Genomic DNA, 20,567 nt, shown 5'->3' on the forward strand with positions numbered 1-20,567 from the left:
TAAGTAACTTTGTACAAATTTTTCTGCAGATTCGGACTTAACATAATTCATCCGAAAGGTCTAATCTATCGGAAAAAAGCAAATAATTACAATACATCCACTTGATTTGTTTATGCTTCGAATTTTTCACTTGTCCATTCACAAAAAAAAATGAAAAATTGAAAAAACAACGCACTTTAAATTGTTAAATCTACAAATTCCAATAAGAGCTATTTTATACGGTAAACAGCTATATGTTAGCTCCTTAAAATAATTAAAACTTAAAACCTACGATTAATTAATTCTTAATGAAACTCTTAAAATTTTGTAATTAATTTTATTTAACAGATATAAATACATACTTTTGTATCGAAAAAAACAAATTACATTAGAATATGAAAAAACTTTACGCTTTAGTAGTTGGGCTTTTTTTGATACAAATATCATTCGCTCAAACTACAGTAACTACAGGGACATCGACACAAACCGTCCCCTCAAACATTGAACTAAAGACTGAAAAAGAAGCCTTAAAAGCAGAACAAAGAGCTCAAAAAGCCCAAAAGGAGGTGCTCATAGCAGAAGAAAAAGCAAGAAGAGCAGAGGAAAAAGCTCAAATCCAAGCTAAAAAAGCTGAAGAAAAAGCAAAACGGGCTGAAGAAAAGGCTAAAAAAGCTCAGGAAAAAGCTGAAAAAGCAGAGGAACGAGCAAAAAAAGAAGCTGAGAAAAAACAAAAAAATTTAGCTAAAGCTCAACAGCAAGTTCTAAAAATTGAAGCTCAAGTTAAAATGAAGCAAAACGAATTGGCTCAAGAGCAAAATAAATTTGAAAGTAAAAAAGCAAAAGGAAATCTTTCTTCATCAGACGAATTGAAATACAAAAATCGAATTCTGAAAAAAGAACAAGAAATTAACAAATTGAATCTCAAAGCAATAAAAGCAAAAGAGCAAGTTAATAAATATTCAAAATAAGCATTTATCTAATATAGCATAACTTACATCTGAGGCTGTCCCGAAAGGCAGCCTCTCTTTTTACCATTGTATCTCTCCTTTTCCAACAGATACTAAGTACTGATTTGCCCTACTAAAGTGCTTATTACCAAACCAATACCCTCGATTCGCACTCAATGGCGACGGATGCCCAGAAGTCAAAATATAATGTTTGGAAGCATCTATTAAACTAGCTTTCTTTTTAGCGTAACCACCCCAAAGCATAAACACCACCTGTTGTTTTTGTTCAGAGACCAAACGTATTACAGCATCTGTAAAAGTTTCCCATCCTTGGTTTTGGTGGCTTCCTGCTTGGTTAACTCGAACTGTCAACGTAGCATTGAGCAACAGTACTCCTTGCTTTGCCCAACGTTCCAAATTACCACTTGAAGGATAAGGTATTCCCAAATCCTGTTGCAATTCCTTAAAAATATTTATCAACGATGGAGGATGATCGACACCGTCTTGTACTGAAAAACACAGCCCATTAGCCTGATTTACACCATGATAAGGATCCTGACCTATAATAACCACTTTCACATTTTCAAACGGGCAATAATCAAAAGCTGCGAATATCTGTTGCCCTCTCGGATAACATACCCCTTGTGTATATTCATGTTTAATGAAGCTCACTAATTTCTGAAAATAATCTTGTTGAAATTCGCTAATTAAATAAGGTTTCCATGAAGAATGAATGTTTACTTCCATTTTTTTAATATTTTTGCACGTCAAAATGAAGAACAAAAATAACAATTAATTTTGAAACTTGAATTTTTCCGAATAAGAATTCAGAAGTACCACTTGCAAGAGAAGTATCCAAAAAAATAGCTTTTAATATGTGTGAATACCTAGTTTATAGCAGATAAGAAACCTAAAAGTAAGCTGAATTTCAAACAGATGCAGTTAAAAACAAAACTTTCGAACAACCTCAACATATAGAAAAGACGTACACGATACGCCTCACAAAAACATATATATTTGTACCTTAAATGATTCACAATAAAACACTTGAAGATTTAGAATTCGGAACTGTTCTCACACATATTTCTGAAATATGTCACACCGAATTAGGGAAAAAATATGCCTTGCGTTTGCAACCCTTTGAGGATAAGGAAACTTTACTCTTTGCATTGCAACAAACTAATGAATATTTAGCTTCATTTCAAAATAACAATACTATCCCAGGACATAGTTGTGAGAAAATTAGTTCAGAAATACGGCTATTACAAGTAGAAAACACAACGCTCGAACTCTCTGCTATACGAAAACTCTATTTGATATCGCAAACCGTGAATACGCATATTCAGTTTTTTCGTAAATTTAAAGAACTATATTCCATTTTACACGAAACAGCAGAAAGCATCCATTACACTACCGATATTACCGAAGCTATTGATAAAATCGTTGACAAATTTGGCGAAATCAAAAACGACGCTTCCCAAACCTTGGGAAATATACGTAAGGAAATCAGCATTTTAAAAGGAAAAATCAATGAAAGTTTTAACCGAACCTTAGCTGAGTACAATGCTTCGGACTATTTGGATGACATCCGAGAGACCGTGGTGGATAATCGTCGGGTACTTGCTGTCAAAGCAATGTATCGCAGAAAAGTTCTCGGAACAGTGCTGGGTAGTTCCAAAACGGGAAGCATCGTATATATCGAGCCGAGACAAACAGAAATGTACTCACGAGAATTGACCAATTTAATATACGATGAAAAAGAAGAAATTCAACGTATTTTGAAACAACTCACAACCTATTTGAGTCAATATGTAGTTCTTTTCAAAGATTACCAACGCTACATCACAGCCATTGACATCATTTATGCGAAAGCAAAATATGCGTTAAGCATGAATGGGCTACTTCCTGAAATCACAGAAGAAAGGGTGCTATTTTTGCAGGAAGCCTATCACCCACTCTTGTTTTTGAACAATCAAAAAAAAGGTAAACCAACCTATCCACAAAATATTGAACTCACAGATGATTCACGCATCATCGTGATTTCAGGCCCTAATGCAGGAGGAAAAAGTATCACATTAAAAACCATTGGATTACTACAACTGATGCTACAAAGTGGTATGCTCGTTCCTGTACATCATCGCAGTCGAATGTGTTTATTCGAACGGATTTTAACTGACATAGGCGACAACCAATCTATTGAAAACCATTTGAGTACATACAGCTACCGCTTGAAGAATATGAACTATTTTTTACGAAAATGCAATGAACGTACGCTATTCCTAATTGATGAATTTGGAACTGGTAGTGATCCCGAGCTTGGAGGCGCGTTAGCCGAAACCTTTTTGGAAGAGTTCTACCACCGGAAAGCATTTGGAGTAATTACCACCCACTATGCTAATTTAAAAATATTAGCCAATGAATTGCCTCATGCTACCAACGCTAATATGTTGTTCAATGATAAAACCTTAGAACCTATTTACAAACTTATCGTAGGAGAAGCGGGAAGTTCATTCACCTTTGAAGTCGCTCAAAAAAATGGAATTCCTTTTGGACTGATAAACCGTGCTAAAAAGAAAATTGAAAAAGGAAAAGTTCGTTTTGACGCTACCATTGCGAAGCTTCAAAAAGAAAGAAGCAAAATGGAAAAAACCGCTGAAAATCTGAAAGATGAAGAAGCTAAAGCACGTGAAGAAGCCAAACGCTTGGAAGAGTTAAACGAACGCATAAAGTCTAAACTGGTAAATTATCAAGAGCTTTACGATCATAATCAACGTATGATTTACTTAGGAAATAAAATTGACGAAGTAGCAGAGCGTTATTTTTATGACGGCAAACGACGTTCATTAGTATCTGACATATTGCGAATTATTGAGAGTGAAAACGCTAAACGAAAGCAACTCTCCAAAGTTGAAAAAACACAAAAAAAAGAACAAAAAAAGACCATAGAGACTGAAGTTAATAAAGAAATTGAAGCTATCAGAATTCAGAAAAAAGCTGAAAAAAAGGCAAAAATCACTCAGGAGGAAGCCGCCAAAGAACGAATGCAACGCATGTTAAAAATCAATGACCGAGTACGCATCAAAGATAGTCGTAGCGTTGGTGTCATCGATAAAATTGAGAAGGGAAAAGCTATTGTGAATTACGGCATGTTTACCACCACTGTAGCTATTTCAGAATTAGAATTGGTTGAAAAAGTAAAAAACTAAAAATCAGAACATTACAAAAATACAAAAGTTAAAAAAAGTTAATTAACATTTAATGAATTTGTAAATATTTACATTTTATTATAACTTGCCCACATCAAAGTTTTTTTCTATCAAACTCATTTAGGCTTGATTACTGATTTGCAATGTAATAGACATAAAATGACAATGTTTTTCTATGACAGGATAATGTGGCAACTTAGTCAAAAAAAGGAATAGAAAATCTCACAACAGATGTGCTTTAAAAAATTAAGGTCGGAAAGATGAAAAACAACAGCGACGAAACAAAAACAAACACAAACTCTCTTAAAGAAACTGAAGGCGGAGCTAAGAAAAATTGCGTTGTCCGCCCTACGCCTATTAATGAAGAGGTACAGTGGGATAAATCAAAAACTTTGATGAGCCGAACCGATAAATTTGGAAATATTGAGTACGCCAATGATGATTTCATTGATGTTTCTGGCTATGAAGCCTACGAATTGATGTCGCAACCACATAGCATAATTCGTCACCCAGACATGCCGAAAGTTGTATTTAAAATCCTTTGGGACAACTTAAAAACTCGTGAAAACTTCCACGCCATCATCAAAAACATGTCAAAAAGTGGGAAATACTATTGGGTGATTACGAACTTTGAAATCAAAAAAGACGCTGAAGATAAAATTATTGGATTTGTATCCTATCGCAAAGCATTGCCCAAGAGCATCATTGAAGAGTCCATTGAACCGCTATACAGACGTTTGCTAAAAATTGAGCAAGTTAATGGTTTGGAGGTTAGCGAGAAATATTTTATGGGGTATTTGGAAGATATGGGAGTTTCATATTACGAATTTGTAGCAAACTTACTAAAAACCTATAAGGAAGAAATTGAAAGCGTTATTTCAAAAGAGGTAAGTAAGGAAGCTGAAGACGATAAATCTGCTGAAAAAGGTGGTTTTTTGTCTAAAATCGTGTCATAAAAAGTTTTTTCATGCTATATTAGATTTTAATTAATTATTGAAAAAGGCCGTCGTGAGACAGCCTTTTTCGTTTGCTAACTTTTAATTTTTTAAAACCAAGGTTTACGCCCTTGTTGATAAATCTTATAGAACTCCTCATCAGACTTAGTTAAGTAAATGATGCCTTCTATAAGAGGCACTAAAGAAGCTATCCCACAAGTAACGACTGTCAATACAATCTGTATAATTCCTTCTTTCGTATATCCTAAAAAGAATTTATGAACTCCTATTGAGCCTAATACCAAGGCCAAAACCCCTGCAAGTACTTTCTTATTTTCTTGCTTAGAGATAGTACTGTTGTTTAATTCTGTACTCATAACTTTTATTTTTTACTTAATTCATAGGCAAAAGTAAGGATTTTTTTCATAACACAAAAGAAAAAGGTAAAATTCTAAACACATCAAAATGTTAAAATTAAACATGAGGCAAAGCAATAGAAAAGCTAAAATTATTTTAAAAATGCTAAAATACGTTAATTAACATTTTATTAAATAACATGTAAAGGTATTATTGGTAGTTTTGCCTGAATTTCAAATAAAACTTAAACACAAACATTTAACATGAAAAAAATCGTATTAGGATTAGGAGTAATTGCTTCATTGATCGCCGTAAGCTGTAAAAGTGACGCAAAGAAAAGCGAAACTCAAACAGAACAAACAGAAGTTGTTTCAACAGAAAAACCAGTTGGCTCTGTGGCTTATACAGTAGCTCCAAGCTCTGTAATTGAATGGGTTGGATCAAAACCTGCAGGAAAACACAATGGAACTGTGAACGTTTCAGAAGGTACAGTAAACGTTGAAAATAAATCAATCGTATCAGGAGAGTTTGTTTTAGACATGAACTCTATCGTTGTTTTAGACTTAGCTGCTGGAGATGGAAAAGAAGACTTAGAAGGCCACTTAAAAGGAACTGGTAAAGAAGATGCTGAAGATCACTTCTTTAACGTAAAAAAATTCCCTACTGCTAAATTTGTTTTCAAATCATTTGACGGAACAAACGTAACAGGAGATCTTACTGTGAAAGAAATTACAAAAGAAGTAACTTTCCCTGCAACAGTTTCTGTAACAGACTCAGAAGTAGTTATTGACTCTCAATCTTTTACAATTAACCGTACTGATTTCGGTGTAAATTACGCTTCAAAATCAATTTTCGACAACCTTAAAGACAAATTCATTAACGACGATATCGAATTAGTTGTTAAAGTAAAAGCTACAAAATAATCTAATTTTTTATTAGTAGTCCTAATAAAAGAGACCGATTGGGAAACCCAGTCGGTCTTTTTTATTTATTTTATGGCTAAAGTAATGATTTGCAAATGGAGTACGAGAGAAGTAAACAGCTATAAGAATACTGTCTAAAATTGCTGTACCTTTTGAACCTGAAATCGTTTATAATAACTGGTAATATGAAAAAGATCCTAAAACAATAGCTTTTACAACTCTCTTCGAAGTCTTGCAACTGGAATATCGAGCTGTTCACGGTATTTAGCAATCGTTCGCCTTGCGATTGGATATCCCTCTTCTTTAAGCAATTGTGCCAAATCGTCATCAGGATAAGGTTTGCTTTTATCCTCTTTAGCGATGATGCGCTGTAGTATTTGCTTAATTTCATGTGTAGAAACGTCTTCTCCTTGATCATTTTTCATTGATTCGGAAAAAAAGTCTTTAATCAATCTGGTACCATAAGGTGTGGTTACATACTTACTACTCGCTACTCTTGAAACGGTAGAGATGTCCATTCCTATTTTATCAGCTATATCCTTTAAAATCAACGGTTTTATTTTCAGTTCATCTCCTGTAAGAAAATACTCGCGTTGGTGTTGCATGATAGCGTCCATGGTAACTAGAAGTGTTTGCTGACGCTGTTTGATGGCATCAATAAACCATTTAGCAGAATCTAACTTCTGTTTAATAAAGAAAACAGCTTCCTTCTGTGAAGAAGTCTTTTCTTTGGCTTTTTTGTAGGTATCAAGCATTTCGGAATACTCTCGCGAAACATGCAATTCAGGAGCATTTCGCCCATTAAGACTGAGTTCCAAATCACTATCATTCACTCGGATGGTAAAATCAGGAATAATCTGCTCTACTTGAACATTACTCCCCGAATACGAACTTCCTGGTTTAGGGTTTAAACGTTCAATTTCTTGTATAGCTTCTTTGAGTTCATCTTCTGAGATAGAAAACTTTTGTTGCAGTTTAGCATAATGCTTTTTAGTGAATAGCTCAAATGCCTTTTCGATAATTTCTATAGCCAAATCGACAGATGGAGTCGTTTTTTTACGGCGAAGTTGTATCAAAAGACACTCTTGTAAGTCAAATGCACCCACACCCGCAGGATCTAACTGAAAGATAATCTGTTCACGGATTTGTTTTACCTTATCTTCTTCTGTATAAATATTTTGTGTAAAAGCCAAGTCATCAGTTAAATCCTGGATAGAGCGACGGATATACCCACTATCGTCAATACTCCCTACCAAAAATTCAGCAATGAAATAGTCTTCGTCGGAAAGAGTAAACGTATTCAATTGATTTAAAAGTGATTGATGAAAAGACACTTCGGCACTAAAAGGAATTTCTTTTTCCTCATCATCATCGCTGTAGTTATTGGTATGTAATCGATATTCGGGAATTTCATCATCACTGAGGTATTCATCAATATTAATATCCTCCATATCAATCACTTCACTATCGTTATATTCGTCTGAAGAGTTATCAAATTCATCTGCAAATTCGTCATATTCACTTTCTTCACGCCCCGACTCCAAAGCAGGGTTTTCTTCCAATTCTTGTTTGATGCGTTGTTCAAAAGCCAACGTAGGCAATTGCACCAACTTCATCAATTGAATTTGTTGAGGTGATAATTTTTGCGAAAGTTTCAGTTGTAAATTTTGCTTTAACATATTGTATATTGAATGAATTTAGGGGCAAAAATACGCAAAAAAAGGAAGAAAAAAAATGAATATAACAGTATTATTCAGTAAAAATCAAAAGAAACTTAACCTTGATTATTAACTCAATAAATGAGAAAAACAAAGATTAATATCTCTAAAATATACTTTTTAATTTAGCATTTAACAAACATTTCGCACACAAGCAGATATAAAAAAATACGACTTTTTGTTTCGTATAATAAATCTAACTATCCTCGATAAATTTCTCTAAAAAACAGAACACAGGAGCAACTTTCATATATATGCGATAATTCCTTAAATTCGATATAGACTTGAGAGTTAGAGTAATCAAATAAAAAAACTCCGAGATTAAAATTTAACCTCGGAGTTTCATTAGTTTTATTAGGACTTTCTTTTAAAAATCAGATTCACTAAGAATAAGATAATAATGGCTCCTAAGGCTCCTGTAAGGATTGAACCAACCCAACCTTCGCCCAAAGAAGCTCCAAAATGACCGAGTACCCAAGAGCCGACTGCTCCTCCGAGAATACCAACAACGATATTCCCCAAAAGCCCCAGACCGCTTCCTTTGTAAATCAATCCTCCTAACCAGCCAGCGATGGCTCCAATAATAATTGCTCCTAAAATAGTCATAGATATTAAATATTTATTTGTTCATCTCTGACAAAGATAGCACAAATACATTTAAAACACAAATTATTTTACATTTATTTTTCATTTTTATTGAAATATAAAGCAGACACAACAGATTTTAGTAACATTTTAAACACGCTACCTTCTTACTAATTTACAAACAGATAGAAATCATATAACACTCCTTCAAGAAGAAAATATTGCGTAAAAAGCAAAATAAATTATTTTTATTTATAATTAATCCAATTAAAATGTATATATTTGCGCCTCGAAAAAAAATAGAAACACTATCATTTAATAATATGTTTAAATCATTACATCGCTATTTATTTATTTTCGCAGGATGCTCAACTCCGCTGTGGGGACAAGATACCGAAACGACTAAAGACACAACAGTCCACACACTAAGCGAAGTAGTTGTTTCGGCAACTCGTACATTACGTCAGCTATCGTCATTACCTTTGCAAGTGCAATTGGTAAAGGAAAAAGAAATCCGCAGTATTAATTCATCTCGCTTATCTGATATTTTAGCCGAACAAAACGGATTGGTAACCATCCCAGGACATGGGCGAGCAGGTAGGGAAGGCTTACAAATGCAGGGATTAGGAGCCGAATATACGCTTATTCTGATTGACGAAATGCCTTTGATCGGAAGGTTTGTAGGGCAGATTGACCTAAATCGCGTTAGTATTGGAAATGTAAAACAAGTTGAAATTGTAAAAGGTGCTTCTTCAAGTTTATACGGAAGTGAGGCTCTAGCTGGGGTTATCAACATCATTACTCAAATACCTGAAGATGGTCTGAGAGCTAACGTAGGTTACAAGAAGAGCTCCTTTGCCACACATGATGCCTCTATGAATGTGGGATATCGTAACAAAAAGTGGGATATATCATCATTCTTCAATTTGTATGGAAGTGATGGATACAGCTTATCTGACCCTAAAACCCCCACTGTTCCGCCCTATTATAATACCACCGCACGAACCAAAGTCGGCTATCGTTTCAACGATAAAACCAATTTAAACATCTCAGGGAGGTATTTTCTTCAAGATCAGCAATTACACTCGGGAAATTTCAAAGGTGTAAGCAACATTACCGAATGGAATTTCCATTCTAAACTAAATAATAGGTATAACAACAAATGGAGTAGTTACTTTGAATTCTACCTAACCAACTACAAAACGGCTGAATACATCCCAAACAGACCCGATATCGCTAACAGAAGATTCGACCAAATTTTCCTACGTCCAGAAGTACGAGGTAAGTACTCACCAAAAAAAAACACAGATATTATTATGGGTGTGGGGGCAAATCTGGAAAGAGCTAAAAATACGATTTTTATTTCCGACCCTCGGATGGAGTCATATTATACTTATGGTCAATTAGATACGTATTTAACTCCAAAAATGAACTTGATTGGAGGTTTTCGTTACGACTTACACAGTGAATACACCTCACAATTTAGTCCGAAAATCGCCTTAAAATACGATTTCACGGACAGAATAAGCTCTAAAATCTCTGTTGGATACGGATACAAGGCTCCTGACTTCGAGAAATTGTACTACAACTTCACCAATTCCAATGCAGGATATTCGGTCTTAGGATATAACGCTGTAATAACAAGGCTCATGGAAATGGAGAAAAATGGCGAAATATCAACTATTTACATTGACAAAGACAACTTTTTAAAATCAAAATTAGCTCCTGAAAGTTCTTTAAGTTTTAATTTTGGAATTGATTTAAAGCCCTTTTCAAATCTAAAATTACAGATGAATTTATTCCGAAACGACATAAAAAACTTGATAGAAACCCGTATGATTGCTCTAAAAAAATCCGGACAAGGGGTATACAGCTTTCACAATGTAGAAAAAGTTTATACACAGGGACTTGAAGCAAATGTATTATACTACCCTATTAACAATTTAAGTCTTTCGGTAGGATATCAGTTATTATACGCTAAGAATAAAACAGCTGAACGCCAGTTTGAAGAGAAAAAAGTATACGCGAAAAATGCTTCAGGAGAGGTTTTTCAGCTCCAAACAGACGACTATTTCGGTTTGTTTAATCGGTCAAGACATTCGGCAAACGTAAAGATTTTTTACCAAGTACCACGTTGGGATACTGACTTTAACATACGTGCCATCTATCGTGGAAAATACGGTGTTGTAGACACTAATTCTAATAAATATTTAGACTCTTATGATGAATTTGTAGAAGGTTACACAATGCTGAATATTGCTGCAAACAAACATTTTGGAGAGCGATACAGCATAGGGATAGGGGTTAATAACGCCTTAGATTATACCAATCCAAAGTATATTAGCAACATATCGGGACGTATTACGTATGCAAGTATGAATATTAATTTTTAATTTTATATAAACCATGAAAAAAATGTTTTTATTGGCAGGAATTCTTGCCACAGTTATGTTCGTTTCTTGTTCTAAAGATGAGAAAAAGGAGGAGGCTCCAGCTACTTCGTATCAGTTCAAAAGTACTGAAAAAATCGAAGCTAAAAATATTGAAGCTGGAAAAGGAAGAAAAAAAGGCGAAAGAGGTACTGCTTTTGAAGACTTTTTAAAGTTCAACTTCTCCGAGAATAAAATTGTTGAAGGTGACAATTGGGATATTGCTTTCAAAGGAACTACGATTATCGTAAACGGAGGCACACCTTCTGACCCTAAAATAAAAATTACAGGAAAAGGAGCTCTTTATGTGACCGATGGCACTTTGGAAAGCGTAACTTCTGCAGAATTTGAAAAACTCAAACAAAACTCCTTGAATAATTTCAAAGAATGGGCAACATACACAGGCCATCCTACACATTTAATTAAAGCTACGCCTGGAAAGATTCTTGTGATAAGAACTCATGATGAAAAATTTGTAAAACTTCGTATAGACAGTTATTACCAAAACAAAGCAGACTTAGAATCTGAAGCAAGTCATTTAACAACTAAAGATAAAGACGGATATTTTACTTTTACCTTTATTAAAGGTTAATAATTCGGTTTTCTTAGTACAAATAAAGGGTAGTCCAAGTTTTTAGGACTGCCCTTTTTGTTATAAGAATAAAAAAATCAATGGATTAACCTGTAGCACATCTCTAAAAACAGACCTGTTATAAAATAATTAAAAAAATAAAAAATACACTCAAAATTAATAGCAAACACACGAACACAAAACATATACTCAAAGGTCTAACGAAATAGTTCTAACACCTCATTTCAAAACGATAGAGTATCTACACGGAGCTTTAAAGAACACAAAAAATAATGTAATAATTTTGTTTAACAAAAGATGTATTTGAGAATTAAATCCGCTTTGAAAAAAAACTTAGTAAGATATTTTTATAATTCCACAGAAAGTATTAACTTCGCCGATTGATTATTAATACTAAATTAGACATAACAAAAATGGCAATTCTTGAAAAAATTAGAAACCGTACCGTATTTCTTATTGCGATTATAGGGTTAGCTCTTTTCGCTTTCGTAATCTCTGACTTCATTGGTTCAGGACGATTCGGTAATTGGCAAACTACTGAAATTGGAACTGTGAACGGAGAAGATGTTTCCATTGATGCTTTCCGCTTTCAGGTGGAAAACGCCGTTCAAGGAGCAGGTGGACAAGCAAGTAGCCTTGAAGCTGCAAAATACGTATGGGAACAAAACGTTCGTAGCATCCTTTTAAAACAACAATTTGAAAAATTGGGATTAAGCATTGAAAAAGATCAAATTTTGTCAGTGTTAGCTAAGAGTCCTTTGGCTCAAAGCCCTGAATTTACGAATGATCTTGGTGTATTTGATCCTTCAAAATTTATCAGCTATTTAGCCACACTGAAAGCAAGTAACCCGCAAGCTTACCAAGAATGGAAAATGCAAGAAAATGCACTTGTTGAAACTGCGAAGCAACAAATGTACTTCAACTTAATCCGTGCTGGATTAGGAGTTACAAACGCTGAAGCTGAAATCGCTTATCACCAAGAACAAGACAAAGCCGACATAAAATTCGTAGCCTTGCAGTACAGTTCAATCCCTGACAGCACTGTATCGGTGAGTGACAGCGACATCAAAGCATACATCAGCAAAAACAAAAAACAATTCGAGCAAGAGGCTTTCAGAAACATCCAGTACATTGTAGTGAACGAAAAAGCTTCTGCTGAGGATATTGAAGCTGACAAAGCATCCTTATTACGTTTATTGGAGCCACAAGTGGTATACAACAACAACACAAACTCAAATGACACCATTGGAGGATTTGCCAACGTAAAAAACATCCGTGAGTTTATTGAGAAAAATTCTGATTCTCCTTATGACTCGCTATACGTAACTAAGTCAGAATTACCAACTGTATATGCTGACACCTTATTTGCTCTACCAGTAGGAAAAACTTTTGGACCTTACGATGATAACGGAGTGCTGAAACTATCACGCATGGTTGACAAAGAAACCAACGGTGCTGTAAAGGCAAGTCATATATTGATAGCTTACGCAGGAAGTCGTGCAGCAAATGAGAATACAACACGCACCAAAGAAGAGGCTCTTGCAAAAGCTAACGAAATTTTAGCAAAGGCTCGGAAGGAAGGAGCTGATTTTGCTGAGTTGGCAAGAGAAAACTCAGAAGAACCAGGAGCAAATTACAGTGGTGGTGATTTAGGTTTCTTTACCCGCGGACGCATGGTTAAGCCTTTTGAAGATTTCGTATTTACAAATAAGGTTGGACACATTGGAGTAGTTGAAACAGATTTCGGATTCCACGTTGTACGAGTTACTGAAAAAGCAAATGCCGTACAAATAGCAACCATCACAAGAAATATTGAACCGTCAGAAACAACACTAAACGATTTGTTCACAAAGGTTTCTAAGTTTGAAATGGACGCTTTAGCAGATGTTAAAAACTTTGGTGAAGTAGCTAAAAAATCAGACTTAACAGTGCTTCGTGCTGACAACCTAAAACAAAATGACGAATACATCATTGGATTAGGCAACAACCGACAAATTGTACAGTGGCTTTTCCAAGAAGACACTAAAGTGGGTGACATCCGTAAATTCACTGCAGGAGGAAGCTACATCGTAGCTCAATTGACAAAAAAAGGAGAGAAAGGCGTTTCTTCTGTCCAAGATGCGGCTCCATTTGTAAAACCAATTCTTATACGTGAGAAAAAAGCTGAAATATTAGCTGAAAAAGCAAAAGGAGCTTCCTTAGATGCAATTGCTTCTGCAAATAATGCCGAAGTAAGAACTGCTACAGGTCTGTCAATGAATAATCCAACTATCATCGGTGAAGGTCGTGAACCAAAAGTAGTAGGGACAGTGTTTGCTTTGAAACAAGGACAAACCTCCAAACCTATTGAGGGTGAGAATGCTGTGTACGTAGTAGAAGTTACTGCAATCTCTCCTGCTCAAGCTCCAAGTGATTTAAACTCACAACGCAAAAGTTTAGAGACACTAAAAGTGAGTCGTGCATCACAAGAGGTGTACAACGCACTTAAAAACGCAGCTGAAATCAAAGAAAATCTAAGTAGTTTCTATTAATATTTTTGGAGATTTACAGAAAAACGAGGACTTGCTAATACTGATATTAACAAGTCCTTGTTTTTTATGCTTTAGCAAAAGAGTAGTGATTAACAACTAACAATTGACAATTAACAAAAAATGAAAATCATATCTTACAATGTAAACGGCGTACGTGCCGCAATGACTAAAGGTCTTATCGAATGGCTACAGAGTGCAAATCCCGACGTACTTTGCTTACAAGAAATCAAAGCTTTAGAGTCTCAAATTGAAAAAGAAGCCTTTGAGGCTTTGGGTTATAAATACCAATATTGGCATAGTGCCGAAAAAAAGGGATATAGTGGCGTAGCTATTCTTTCTAAGACGAAACCTATTCATGTAGAGATTGGAAGTGGTTTGGATTACATGGACAAAGAAGGGCGTATCCTCCGTGCTGATTATGGCAGTCTTTCGGTGATGAGCTTATATTTACCTTCGGGGACGAACATTGATCGTTTGGACTTCAAACTCACTTTTATGGCCGATTTTCAGAAATATATAGACAATCTAAAAGTGTCTTTCCCTAATTTGATTATCTGCGGAGATTATAATATCTGCCATCAAGCGATTGATATTCACGACCCTATCCGAAATGCCAATGTATCTGGATTTTTACCTGTAGAACGGGAATGGTTGGATGGATTTATGAAAAGTGGGTTCATTGATAGTTTCCGATATTTTAATAACGCGCCACACAATTATTCGTGGTGGTCGTACCGAGCCAACGCTCGTAACAATAACAAAGGGTGGCGTATTGATTATAATTTAGTTGCTCAACCTCTTGAAAATCGTTTGCTACGGGCTACCATACTACCCGAAGCAAAACATAGTGACCACTGCCCTATCTTAGTTGAAGTCGCAGATTAACAATCGATTTCAATTACTACATACAACATTAAAAGACTATCAAAAAGAACAGTGAGCAATCATTCCAAAGGACAAGAATGACTACTCACTGTTCGTTGTTTATCGGAATCTTCTATACTTCACAGAAGAATACAAATAGCATACAGGAATTATCTATTTTTGATTATTAAACTGATATTTCAGAGAAAAACCTACATATGGGCGATATGTCATTTTAGTTTGTTTTGAAAAATTCTCACCAACATTAGTTTTGGTATATCGATACGAATCAAAGACATTACTTCCAAACAAACTCAAACTCCATCGGTTGTCCTTCCACGTTTTTGTAAAGGAGGCATTGGTCAGGAATATTGCTTCTACATTGTTTTGCAAGTCTTTTGTTGGCGACTGATATCCCATATTCACACGGAGTAAAAAATTACGCGGTAACCGCAGCGTATGGTTGAGTTTAGCATTGAATCGCCATTGCTCAATAGGGTAGGAGTTTGCGTCTACTTCAAGATCTTGACGGTAATGATAGGCGGTAAACGAAGCGTTGACATTCCACCATTTAAAAACATCAACTCCTGCCATAAGCTCTATTCCTGTAGCCCACGAAGAGCCTACGTTCTCTCGTGTGATGAGCAGCATATTATCTCGATACACTCGACTGTAGGGGCTCATTATATCGTGTTGATTACGAGTAAACATTTCTATGGAAACGAAATCCTTCCCCCATGAATTTTTATACGCTAATTCATAGGAATCCGTGTAACTGGGCAACAGACGACTATTCCCAGTTAAGAACGAATATCTATCATTCCAAACAAAAGCTGGTACCAATACCCAATACTCTGGACGACTGATTCTACGACTGTAATTTCCACTAATTTGACTATTCTGAGAAAAACTATACAGCAAATGCACTGATGGAAACCAATCCGTAAAATTCTTTTTAAAACGATCATTTTTCCTTACCCCTTGCTGATTATCAAAAGAATATATTATATCTCGAGCTGTATGTTCCGAACGTAGACCTAATTTATATTCAAATTTGCCGAACGAACTCTTAAAGCTAAAATACCCTGCATAGATATTCTCCTTGTAGTTAATAACTTGGTTTTCAGAAACATCTTTCGAAGTTTCTACTATACGATCTCCTTTAAAAAACCCGCTTTCAGTAGTAATTTCTGGAATATGATCGGTTTCGATATCTACCCCAGCTTCAATACTTGTAGCGTCAGTTAGTGGTAGCTCGTATTCCAAAATACTTTTCGTGAAAATTTCATTTTTTTCTGAACTTTTATTTCCAAAAACCGTATTTTCCTTTGGGCTAATGACATGACCTTTAGTAAAATCATCACTACTTCCAATAAAAAAGGTATATCCTGAATTTAACTTCAAAAAATGGGATTTATCCTTATTAAAAAAATGCGAATATTCTAAATTAGCACCCCAATTTTGATATAAAAATTGATTATCAACATCCATAAGAAAATCCTTTGACGAAAGTAAATTACCCTCTTTATCAAATGTATTTTCAGAAATTTGTGTTTTATCTATCTTTTTTTCTTTCTTTCTAAAAGGAACATAGTCTATTGAAACATCGATAAAATCGCGATCGGTGATGTCATAATTAAATCCAAAATCAATGAAGGAATTATTCATATTGGCTTTGTATTCACTATTGAATAAAGTTTCAAAACGCTTCCCATCGGGAGCATACACATTGCTTATTCCTTGTGAACGAGAATCTCCCCAATGGTGATCGGCAATATTTCCCGAAACATGCCAACCTCCTTTTTTGCCCTTTTTATCAATGGAATAAGAAAAGCTTTTTCTTTCCAATGTATTAAATTCAGCTGAAAGATTGATAGCATACCCTTCCAATTTATTCTTTTTCAGCACAACACGTATGATTCCTGCCGTTCCCGAAGCACTGTATTTAGCAGACGGATTGGTAATAATATCTATTTTCTCAATCTGTGAGGCGTCGAGCGTTCGTAGACGTTCCTGCCCGTCTTTGGCGATGATTCCATTAATATATACAGTAAAAGTTCCTCCCTCACGATACGTAATCCTACCATCTACACTTACGTTCAATGAAGGCACATTGGTAAGCAAATCTATTGCTGTATTCGCCTCTGGAAAAGCCGAGGCATTGATAGTTTTACGATCTACTTGATACGAGAAAGCTGCTTTTCGACCTTCTACCACCACTTCTTCAATTTGTTGAACGGAAAGATGCAATAAAACATCACCCAAATTTGTTTTTGAAACATTGATTGACAAAGGTTTAGTAACATCTTCATATCCAACAAAACTGATTTTCAATGTATATTCTCCGAAAGGAATGTTTTTTAATAAAAATTTTCCGTTTTCATCAGAAATAACTCCAAAATTTCGGTTTTTATTATCAGAGGAGAAAAGCGAAACTTCTGTGTATGGCAATACTTCTTTACTTTCAGCATCTACAATTCGTCCTGAAACTGTACCAGTCTGAGCAAAAACAACAGTCGTAAAAAGAAAGAAAATCAAAAATGTTAATCGGTTCATTTTCATATATGTTAGTTGTTAATTATTAATTATTTAATGGTTAATTCATAATTCCTTTTTTACAAAGATGCAAAAACAAACGAATTGTTACATTTCACAGATTTATTTTTTTTAGTAATAAAAAAACTTGACCAAAACCACCCATACACAGGTGACTTTGGCCAAGTTTCACACTTATTTTTACTCTGAGAATCTACCTATTTCCACAAACGGCATCGTCAACAAAACCTAATTTCATGCCTTTAGGAGTGTCGATAAAAAACAACGCCTTAGGTCGTTCATATTTGTCCATCACATACATAACGATAATCTTAGCATCTTTATAGGGAAGCACCACTTTTTCAATCTCATTTGTTTGTTGACTGAAGTATTCGGGCAGCTCTTTCACCAAATGGAGATAAGCTGTTCTTCCTTGGTTGAAATCAAGTTCACAAGGGTCTTGATTAACATCCATTACGGAAAGTGTAGATTCTCCTTGACTGGTCGGTTCAAACTCAAAATCATCGAAATCCATAAATCCATAATTTTCATCTTTCCCTGACAAATAAACCATCGCCCCCGGCAAATGATAACGGCGCAAACCGATAGCAGGATCCATAAATTCCTTTAGATTCTCATGTTCATCTCGAATATAGGTATTCAGATTTCTTTCGTAGTAACATTTATTAAGAAAATCAAAACCTACGTCATTTATAAAGGAAATAAGCAAGGCGTCATCCAAGGCTTCTTGGTTTTGCTGTGTAATATTTTCAACGCTCGATTTAACATTCGTTGTAACTGGCTTTTGTTTCTTTTCAGAACAGGACGCCAACCCGATTCCAATAGCAAGATAAAAAAGACATTTTTTCATACGTTTTATTTTTATTGTTTCTTTCTACTTCATTTATGATTATCCGTTTTGCACAATAAAAGCAATTACAATCTGTACGTTTCTCTAAAAATAAGAAAAAGCTACATAAAGCATTAAAAACAACCCATGCGGAAACATATAAAAAGCGATACTCTTACGTGATTATTGTATTTTTTTCTTCACTTCACATGAATTAGCGGTTACGGACAATCATAATTTCATTTCTTTTATCAAGTAAAGATAGACGGGAAAGTGGTCTGAATATCCCCAAGTATAATTCCCATTGGACATACTTCGGAACGGATAACCTTTAAACTTCCCTTTAGGATTGGCCAAATAAGGTTTATTAAAAACTCCCGCTTTCCAGTAGCGATAAGTTGATTTATCTTCTTCTAATAATTCTTGTGTAAAATATATCTGGTCAAATAGATTCCATGCATCTTGGTAAGCAAGTGATCCGATACCTTTTTTGAGCATCTCTTCCATAGGATTGTATAAACCTCCTGCCTTAACTTTATTCTTTTTACCTTCGGTTTTTAAAATCTTTTTAAAACTCGCATTAGTAGGATCGTCATTAAAATCCCCCATACTAAAAATTTTAGCTTTCGGATCTTTTGCGAGTAACGAATCTATGATTTTTTTATTCAATGCAGCAGCTGCCTCTCGTTTTGGACGGCTTGCTGCCTCACCTCCACTACGCGAAGGCCAGTGATTGACAATAAAATGCATCATTTCACCATCAAACATACCGCTGACCAATAATTGGTCGCGCGTGTAACGACGCTTTCCATTGGGTTCGAAAATTTTCAAAACATGTTTGGATGTTGAAATGGGACGAAACACCCCTTTTTTATAAATCAACGCTACATCAACGCCTCTACTATCTGGGGAGTCGTAATGCACAATACCATAATTGTACTTTTTCAGGTAATCGGTATTGATTAAATCAACGATAACATCCTCATTTTCAATTTCACAAAGCCCAACAATATCTGGTGCTTGTTTGGACACGTCGCTACCTATGTCTGCAATTACCTTAGCTATCTTCTGCACATGGTCGTTGTAAACCTTGGATGTCCAGCGGTCAGCACCCTGTGGAGTTCGATCGTCATCAAAAGTCCTTGGATCATTGATAGTATCAAATAAATTTTCTACATTGTAAAAAGCAATTGTTCTGACCATGTATTTCTTTTCTTGTGCGTAAAACGATAATTGCCAAAAGACAAGTATCCATAGTATAAAATATTTATGTTTCATGGAAGTGAGATTTAAAGGATATTTTATTTAATGATTAATTATAAATTACGAATTACGGGATTGGATAATTTCGTAATTAGAAATTCGTAATTCGTAATTGAATACCGTAATTAGAAATTCGTAATTAAATATCGTAATTCGTAATTGAATACCGTAATTCGTAATTGAATATCGTAATTCGTAATTATTAATTATTCGTTGTCAAAACTCCAATTTCATTTGAACCGGCAATAGCTGAAACGATTTTCGGTGGTAGGGAGTAATCCCGTACTCTTGTATTGCTCTGCGATGTTCTACTGTGGGATAACCTTTATTTTTTTTCCATTGATACATGGGATATTCATCTGCAATCCGCTCCATATATGCATCTCGATAGGTTTTCGCTAACACAGAGGCCGCCGCAATGGTCTGTATTTTGGCATCACCTTTGACAATACAAGCATGAGGAATAGTACCGTATTTCACAAATTTATTCCCATCAACAGCAATAAAATCAGGAGTTTGTGATAACTGTTCTAAAGCCCTATGCATTGCCAAAATGGAAGCCCTCAAAATATTCAATTCGTCAATTTCAACGGGAAAAACATGTGCCACAGCAAAAGCTACAGCCTGTTGTTCAATGACAGTTCGCAAAATCAAGCGTTGTTTTTCCGTGAGTTGCTTGGAATCCGTGAGCAGTTCATTCTTAAAATTTTCGGGCAAGATTACCGCAGCAGCCGTCACAGGCCCCGCCAAACACCCTCGACCTGCTTCATCCGTTCCCGCTTCTTTATGTGTATGATAAAATAACTGCATGTTTGATTTCCTGTTGCAAAGATACGCATTTATATGCAAAAAA

The 20,567-nt window shown here is 35.2% G+C and carries 16 protein-coding genes; 8 read left to right on the forward strand and 8 right to left on the reverse strand.

Annotated features, from left to right (window positions below; genetic code table 11):
• Window positions 1-374: 374 nt before the first annotated feature.
• Complete coding sequence (locus CCAND38_RS08225) at window positions 375-947, forward strand: hypothetical protein (RefSeq protein ID WP_042344799.1); 573 nt, start codon at window positions 375-377, stop codon at window positions 945-947.
• Between the two features lie 60 nt (window positions 948-1,007).
• Here the strand turns inward: CCAND38_RS08225 and CCAND38_RS08230 are convergent, their stop codons facing one another.
• Window positions 1,008-1,673 (reverse strand): uracil-DNA glycosylase, encoded by a 666-nt coding sequence (locus tag CCAND38_RS08230; RefSeq protein WP_042344800.1) that lies wholly within the window; start codon window positions 1,671-1,673, stop codon window positions 1,008-1,010.
• A 281-nt stretch (window positions 1,674-1,954) separates the two neighbouring features.
• On the opposite strand from CCAND38_RS08230, the gene CCAND38_RS08235 reads away from it, so the two are divergent.
• A complete protein-coding gene (locus CCAND38_RS08235; protein WP_188111486.1) occupies window positions 1,955-4,132 on the forward strand; it encodes an endonuclease MutS2 in 2,178 nt (725 codons plus the stop codon).
• Window positions 4,133-4,392: 260 nt separating this feature from the next.
• Window positions 4,393-5,088: a PAS domain-containing protein gene (locus CCAND38_RS08240; RefSeq protein ID WP_082021476.1), complete on the forward strand. Its 696-nt coding sequence runs from the start codon at window positions 4,393-4,395 to the stop codon at window positions 5,086-5,088.
• Between the two features lie 89 nt (window positions 5,089-5,177).
• On the opposite strand, the gene CCAND38_RS08245 is transcribed toward CCAND38_RS08240, so the two are convergent.
• Window positions 5,178-5,444: a TM2 domain-containing protein gene (locus tag CCAND38_RS08245; protein ID WP_042008976.1), complete on the reverse strand. Its 267-nt coding sequence runs from the start codon at window positions 5,442-5,444 to the stop codon at window positions 5,178-5,180.
• Between the two features lie 243 nt (window positions 5,445-5,687).
• On the opposite strand from CCAND38_RS08245, the gene CCAND38_RS08250 reads away from it, so the two are divergent.
• Window positions 5,688-6,347 carry a YceI family protein gene (locus tag CCAND38_RS08250; RefSeq protein ID WP_042008932.1) on the forward strand — a complete coding sequence of 220 codons (660 nt, stop codon included), beginning with the start codon at window positions 5,688-5,690 and terminating at the stop codon, window positions 6,345-6,347.
• Between the two features lie 212 nt (window positions 6,348-6,559).
• On the opposite strand, the gene rpoN is transcribed toward CCAND38_RS08250, so the two are convergent.
• Both rpoN and CCAND38_RS08260 read right to left on the reverse strand, forming a co-directional pair.
• Window positions 6,560-8,026 carry an RNA polymerase factor sigma-54 gene (gene rpoN, locus CCAND38_RS08255; protein WP_042008934.1) on the reverse strand — a complete coding sequence of 489 codons (1,467 nt, stop codon included), beginning with the start codon at window positions 8,024-8,026 and terminating at the stop codon, window positions 6,560-6,562.
• Window positions 8,027-8,419: 393 nt separating this feature from the next.
• Window positions 8,420-8,671 (reverse strand): GlsB/YeaQ/YmgE family stress response membrane protein, encoded by a 252-nt coding sequence (locus tag CCAND38_RS08260; protein ID WP_042008936.1) that lies wholly within the window; start codon window positions 8,669-8,671, stop codon window positions 8,420-8,422.
• Between the two features lie 302 nt (window positions 8,672-8,973).
• Here CCAND38_RS08260 and CCAND38_RS08265 point away from each other — a divergent pair, with 302 nt between their 5' ends.
• The 4 genes from CCAND38_RS08265 to CCAND38_RS08280 all read left to right on the forward strand — a co-directional run bounded on the left by CCAND38_RS08265 (window position 8,974) and on the right by CCAND38_RS08280 (window position 15,087).
• A complete protein-coding gene (locus CCAND38_RS08265) occupies window positions 8,974-11,043 on the forward strand; it encodes a TonB-dependent receptor plug domain-containing protein (RefSeq protein WP_197066348.1) in 2,070 nt (689 codons plus the stop codon).
• A 13-nt stretch (window positions 11,044-11,056) separates the two neighbouring features.
• Entirely contained in the window at window positions 11,057-11,671 is a 615-nt protein-coding gene (locus tag CCAND38_RS08270; RefSeq protein WP_042344801.1) for an HmuY family protein, read from the forward strand.
• Between the two features lie 413 nt (window positions 11,672-12,084).
• Complete coding sequence (locus CCAND38_RS08275; protein ID WP_042344802.1) at window positions 12,085-14,202, forward strand: peptidylprolyl isomerase; 2,118 nt, start codon at window positions 12,085-12,087, stop codon at window positions 14,200-14,202.
• 120 nt (window positions 14,203-14,322) lie between these two features.
• Entirely contained in the window at window positions 14,323-15,087 is a 765-nt protein-coding gene (locus CCAND38_RS08280; RefSeq protein WP_042344803.1) for an exodeoxyribonuclease III, read from the forward strand.
• Window positions 15,088-15,240: 153 nt separating this feature from the next.
• On the opposite strand, the gene CCAND38_RS08285 is transcribed toward CCAND38_RS08280, so the two are convergent.
• The 4 genes from CCAND38_RS08285 to rnhB all read right to left on the reverse strand — a co-directional run bounded on the left by CCAND38_RS08285 (window position 15,241) and on the right by rnhB (window position 20,524).
• The gene (locus tag CCAND38_RS08285; protein ID WP_042344818.1) at window positions 15,241-17,622 is read right to left on the reverse strand and encodes a TonB-dependent receptor; all 2,382 of its coding nucleotides are present in this window, start codon (window positions 17,620-17,622) and stop codon (window positions 15,241-15,243) included.
• Window positions 17,623-17,815: 193 nt separating this feature from the next.
• Entirely contained in the window at window positions 17,816-18,472 is a 657-nt protein-coding gene (locus tag CCAND38_RS08290) for a hypothetical protein (protein WP_042344804.1), read from the reverse strand.
• Window positions 18,473-18,682: 210 nt separating this feature from the next.
• Complete coding sequence (locus CCAND38_RS08295) at window positions 18,683-19,729, reverse strand: endonuclease/exonuclease/phosphatase family protein (protein WP_042008949.1); 1,047 nt, start codon at window positions 19,727-19,729, stop codon at window positions 18,683-18,685.
• 201 nt (window positions 19,730-19,930) lie between these two features.
• Complete coding sequence (gene rnhB / locus CCAND38_RS08300) at window positions 19,931-20,524, reverse strand: ribonuclease HII (RefSeq protein ID WP_042008952.1); 594 nt, start codon at window positions 20,522-20,524, stop codon at window positions 19,931-19,933.
• Window positions 20,525-20,567 lie beyond the last annotated feature (43 nt).

The sequence above is a fragment of the Capnocytophaga canis genome (assembly GCF_000827555.1).
In the GTDB taxonomy this organism is placed as follows: Bacteria; Bacteroidota; Bacteroidia; order Flavobacteriales; family Flavobacteriaceae; genus Capnocytophaga; species Capnocytophaga canis.

Excerpts from the sequence above, each read along its gene's own strand:
- CCAND38_RS08240 (WP_082021476.1), top strand. The coding sequence starts at position 4,393 with ATGAAAAACAACAGCGACGAAACAAAAACAAACACAAACTCTCTTAAA.
- CCAND38_RS08235 (WP_188111486.1), top strand. The coding sequence starts at position 1,955 with ATGATTCACAATAAAACACTTGAAGATTTAGAATTCGGAACTGTTCTC.
- CCAND38_RS08285 (WP_042344818.1), bottom strand. The coding sequence starts at position 17,622 with ATGAACCGATTAACATTTTTGATTTTCTTTCTTTTTACGACTGTTGTT.
- CCAND38_RS08290 (WP_042344804.1), bottom strand. The coding sequence starts at position 18,472 with ATGAAAAAATGTCTTTTTTATCTTGCTATTGGAATCGGGTTGGCGTCC.
- CCAND38_RS08225 (WP_042344799.1), top strand. The coding sequence starts at position 375 with ATGAAAAAACTTTACGCTTTAGTAGTTGGGCTTTTTTTGATACAAATA.
- CCAND38_RS08270 (WP_042344801.1), top strand. The coding sequence starts at position 11,057 with ATGAAAAAAATGTTTTTATTGGCAGGAATTCTTGCCACAGTTATGTTC.
- CCAND38_RS08275 (WP_042344802.1), top strand. The coding sequence starts at position 12,085 with ATGGCAATTCTTGAAAAAATTAGAAACCGTACCGTATTTCTTATTGCG.
- CCAND38_RS08250 (WP_042008932.1), top strand. The coding sequence starts at position 5,688 with ATGAAAAAAATCGTATTAGGATTAGGAGTAATTGCTTCATTGATCGCC.
- rpoN (WP_042008934.1), bottom strand. The coding sequence starts at position 8,026 with ATGTTAAAGCAAAATTTACAACTGAAACTTTCGCAAAAATTATCACCT.
- CCAND38_RS08280 (WP_042344803.1), top strand. The coding sequence starts at position 14,323 with ATGAAAATCATATCTTACAATGTAAACGGCGTACGTGCCGCAATGACT.
- CCAND38_RS08295 (WP_042008949.1), bottom strand. The coding sequence starts at position 19,729 with ATGAAACATAAATATTTTATACTATGGATACTTGTCTTTTGGCAATTA.
- CCAND38_RS08245 (WP_042008976.1), bottom strand. The coding sequence starts at position 5,444 with ATGAGTACAGAATTAAACAACAGTACTATCTCTAAGCAAGAAAATAAG.
- rnhB (WP_042008952.1), bottom strand. The coding sequence starts at position 20,524 with ATGCAGTTATTTTATCATACACATAAAGAAGCGGGAACGGATGAAGCA.
- CCAND38_RS08260 (WP_042008936.1), bottom strand. The coding sequence starts at position 8,671 with ATGACTATTTTAGGAGCAATTATTATTGGAGCCATCGCTGGCTGGTTA.
- CCAND38_RS08265 (WP_197066348.1), top strand. The coding sequence starts at position 8,974 with ATGTTTAAATCATTACATCGCTATTTATTTATTTTCGCAGGATGCTCA.
- CCAND38_RS08230 (WP_042344800.1), bottom strand. The coding sequence starts at position 1,673 with ATGGAAGTAAACATTCATTCTTCATGGAAACCTTATTTAATTAGCGAA.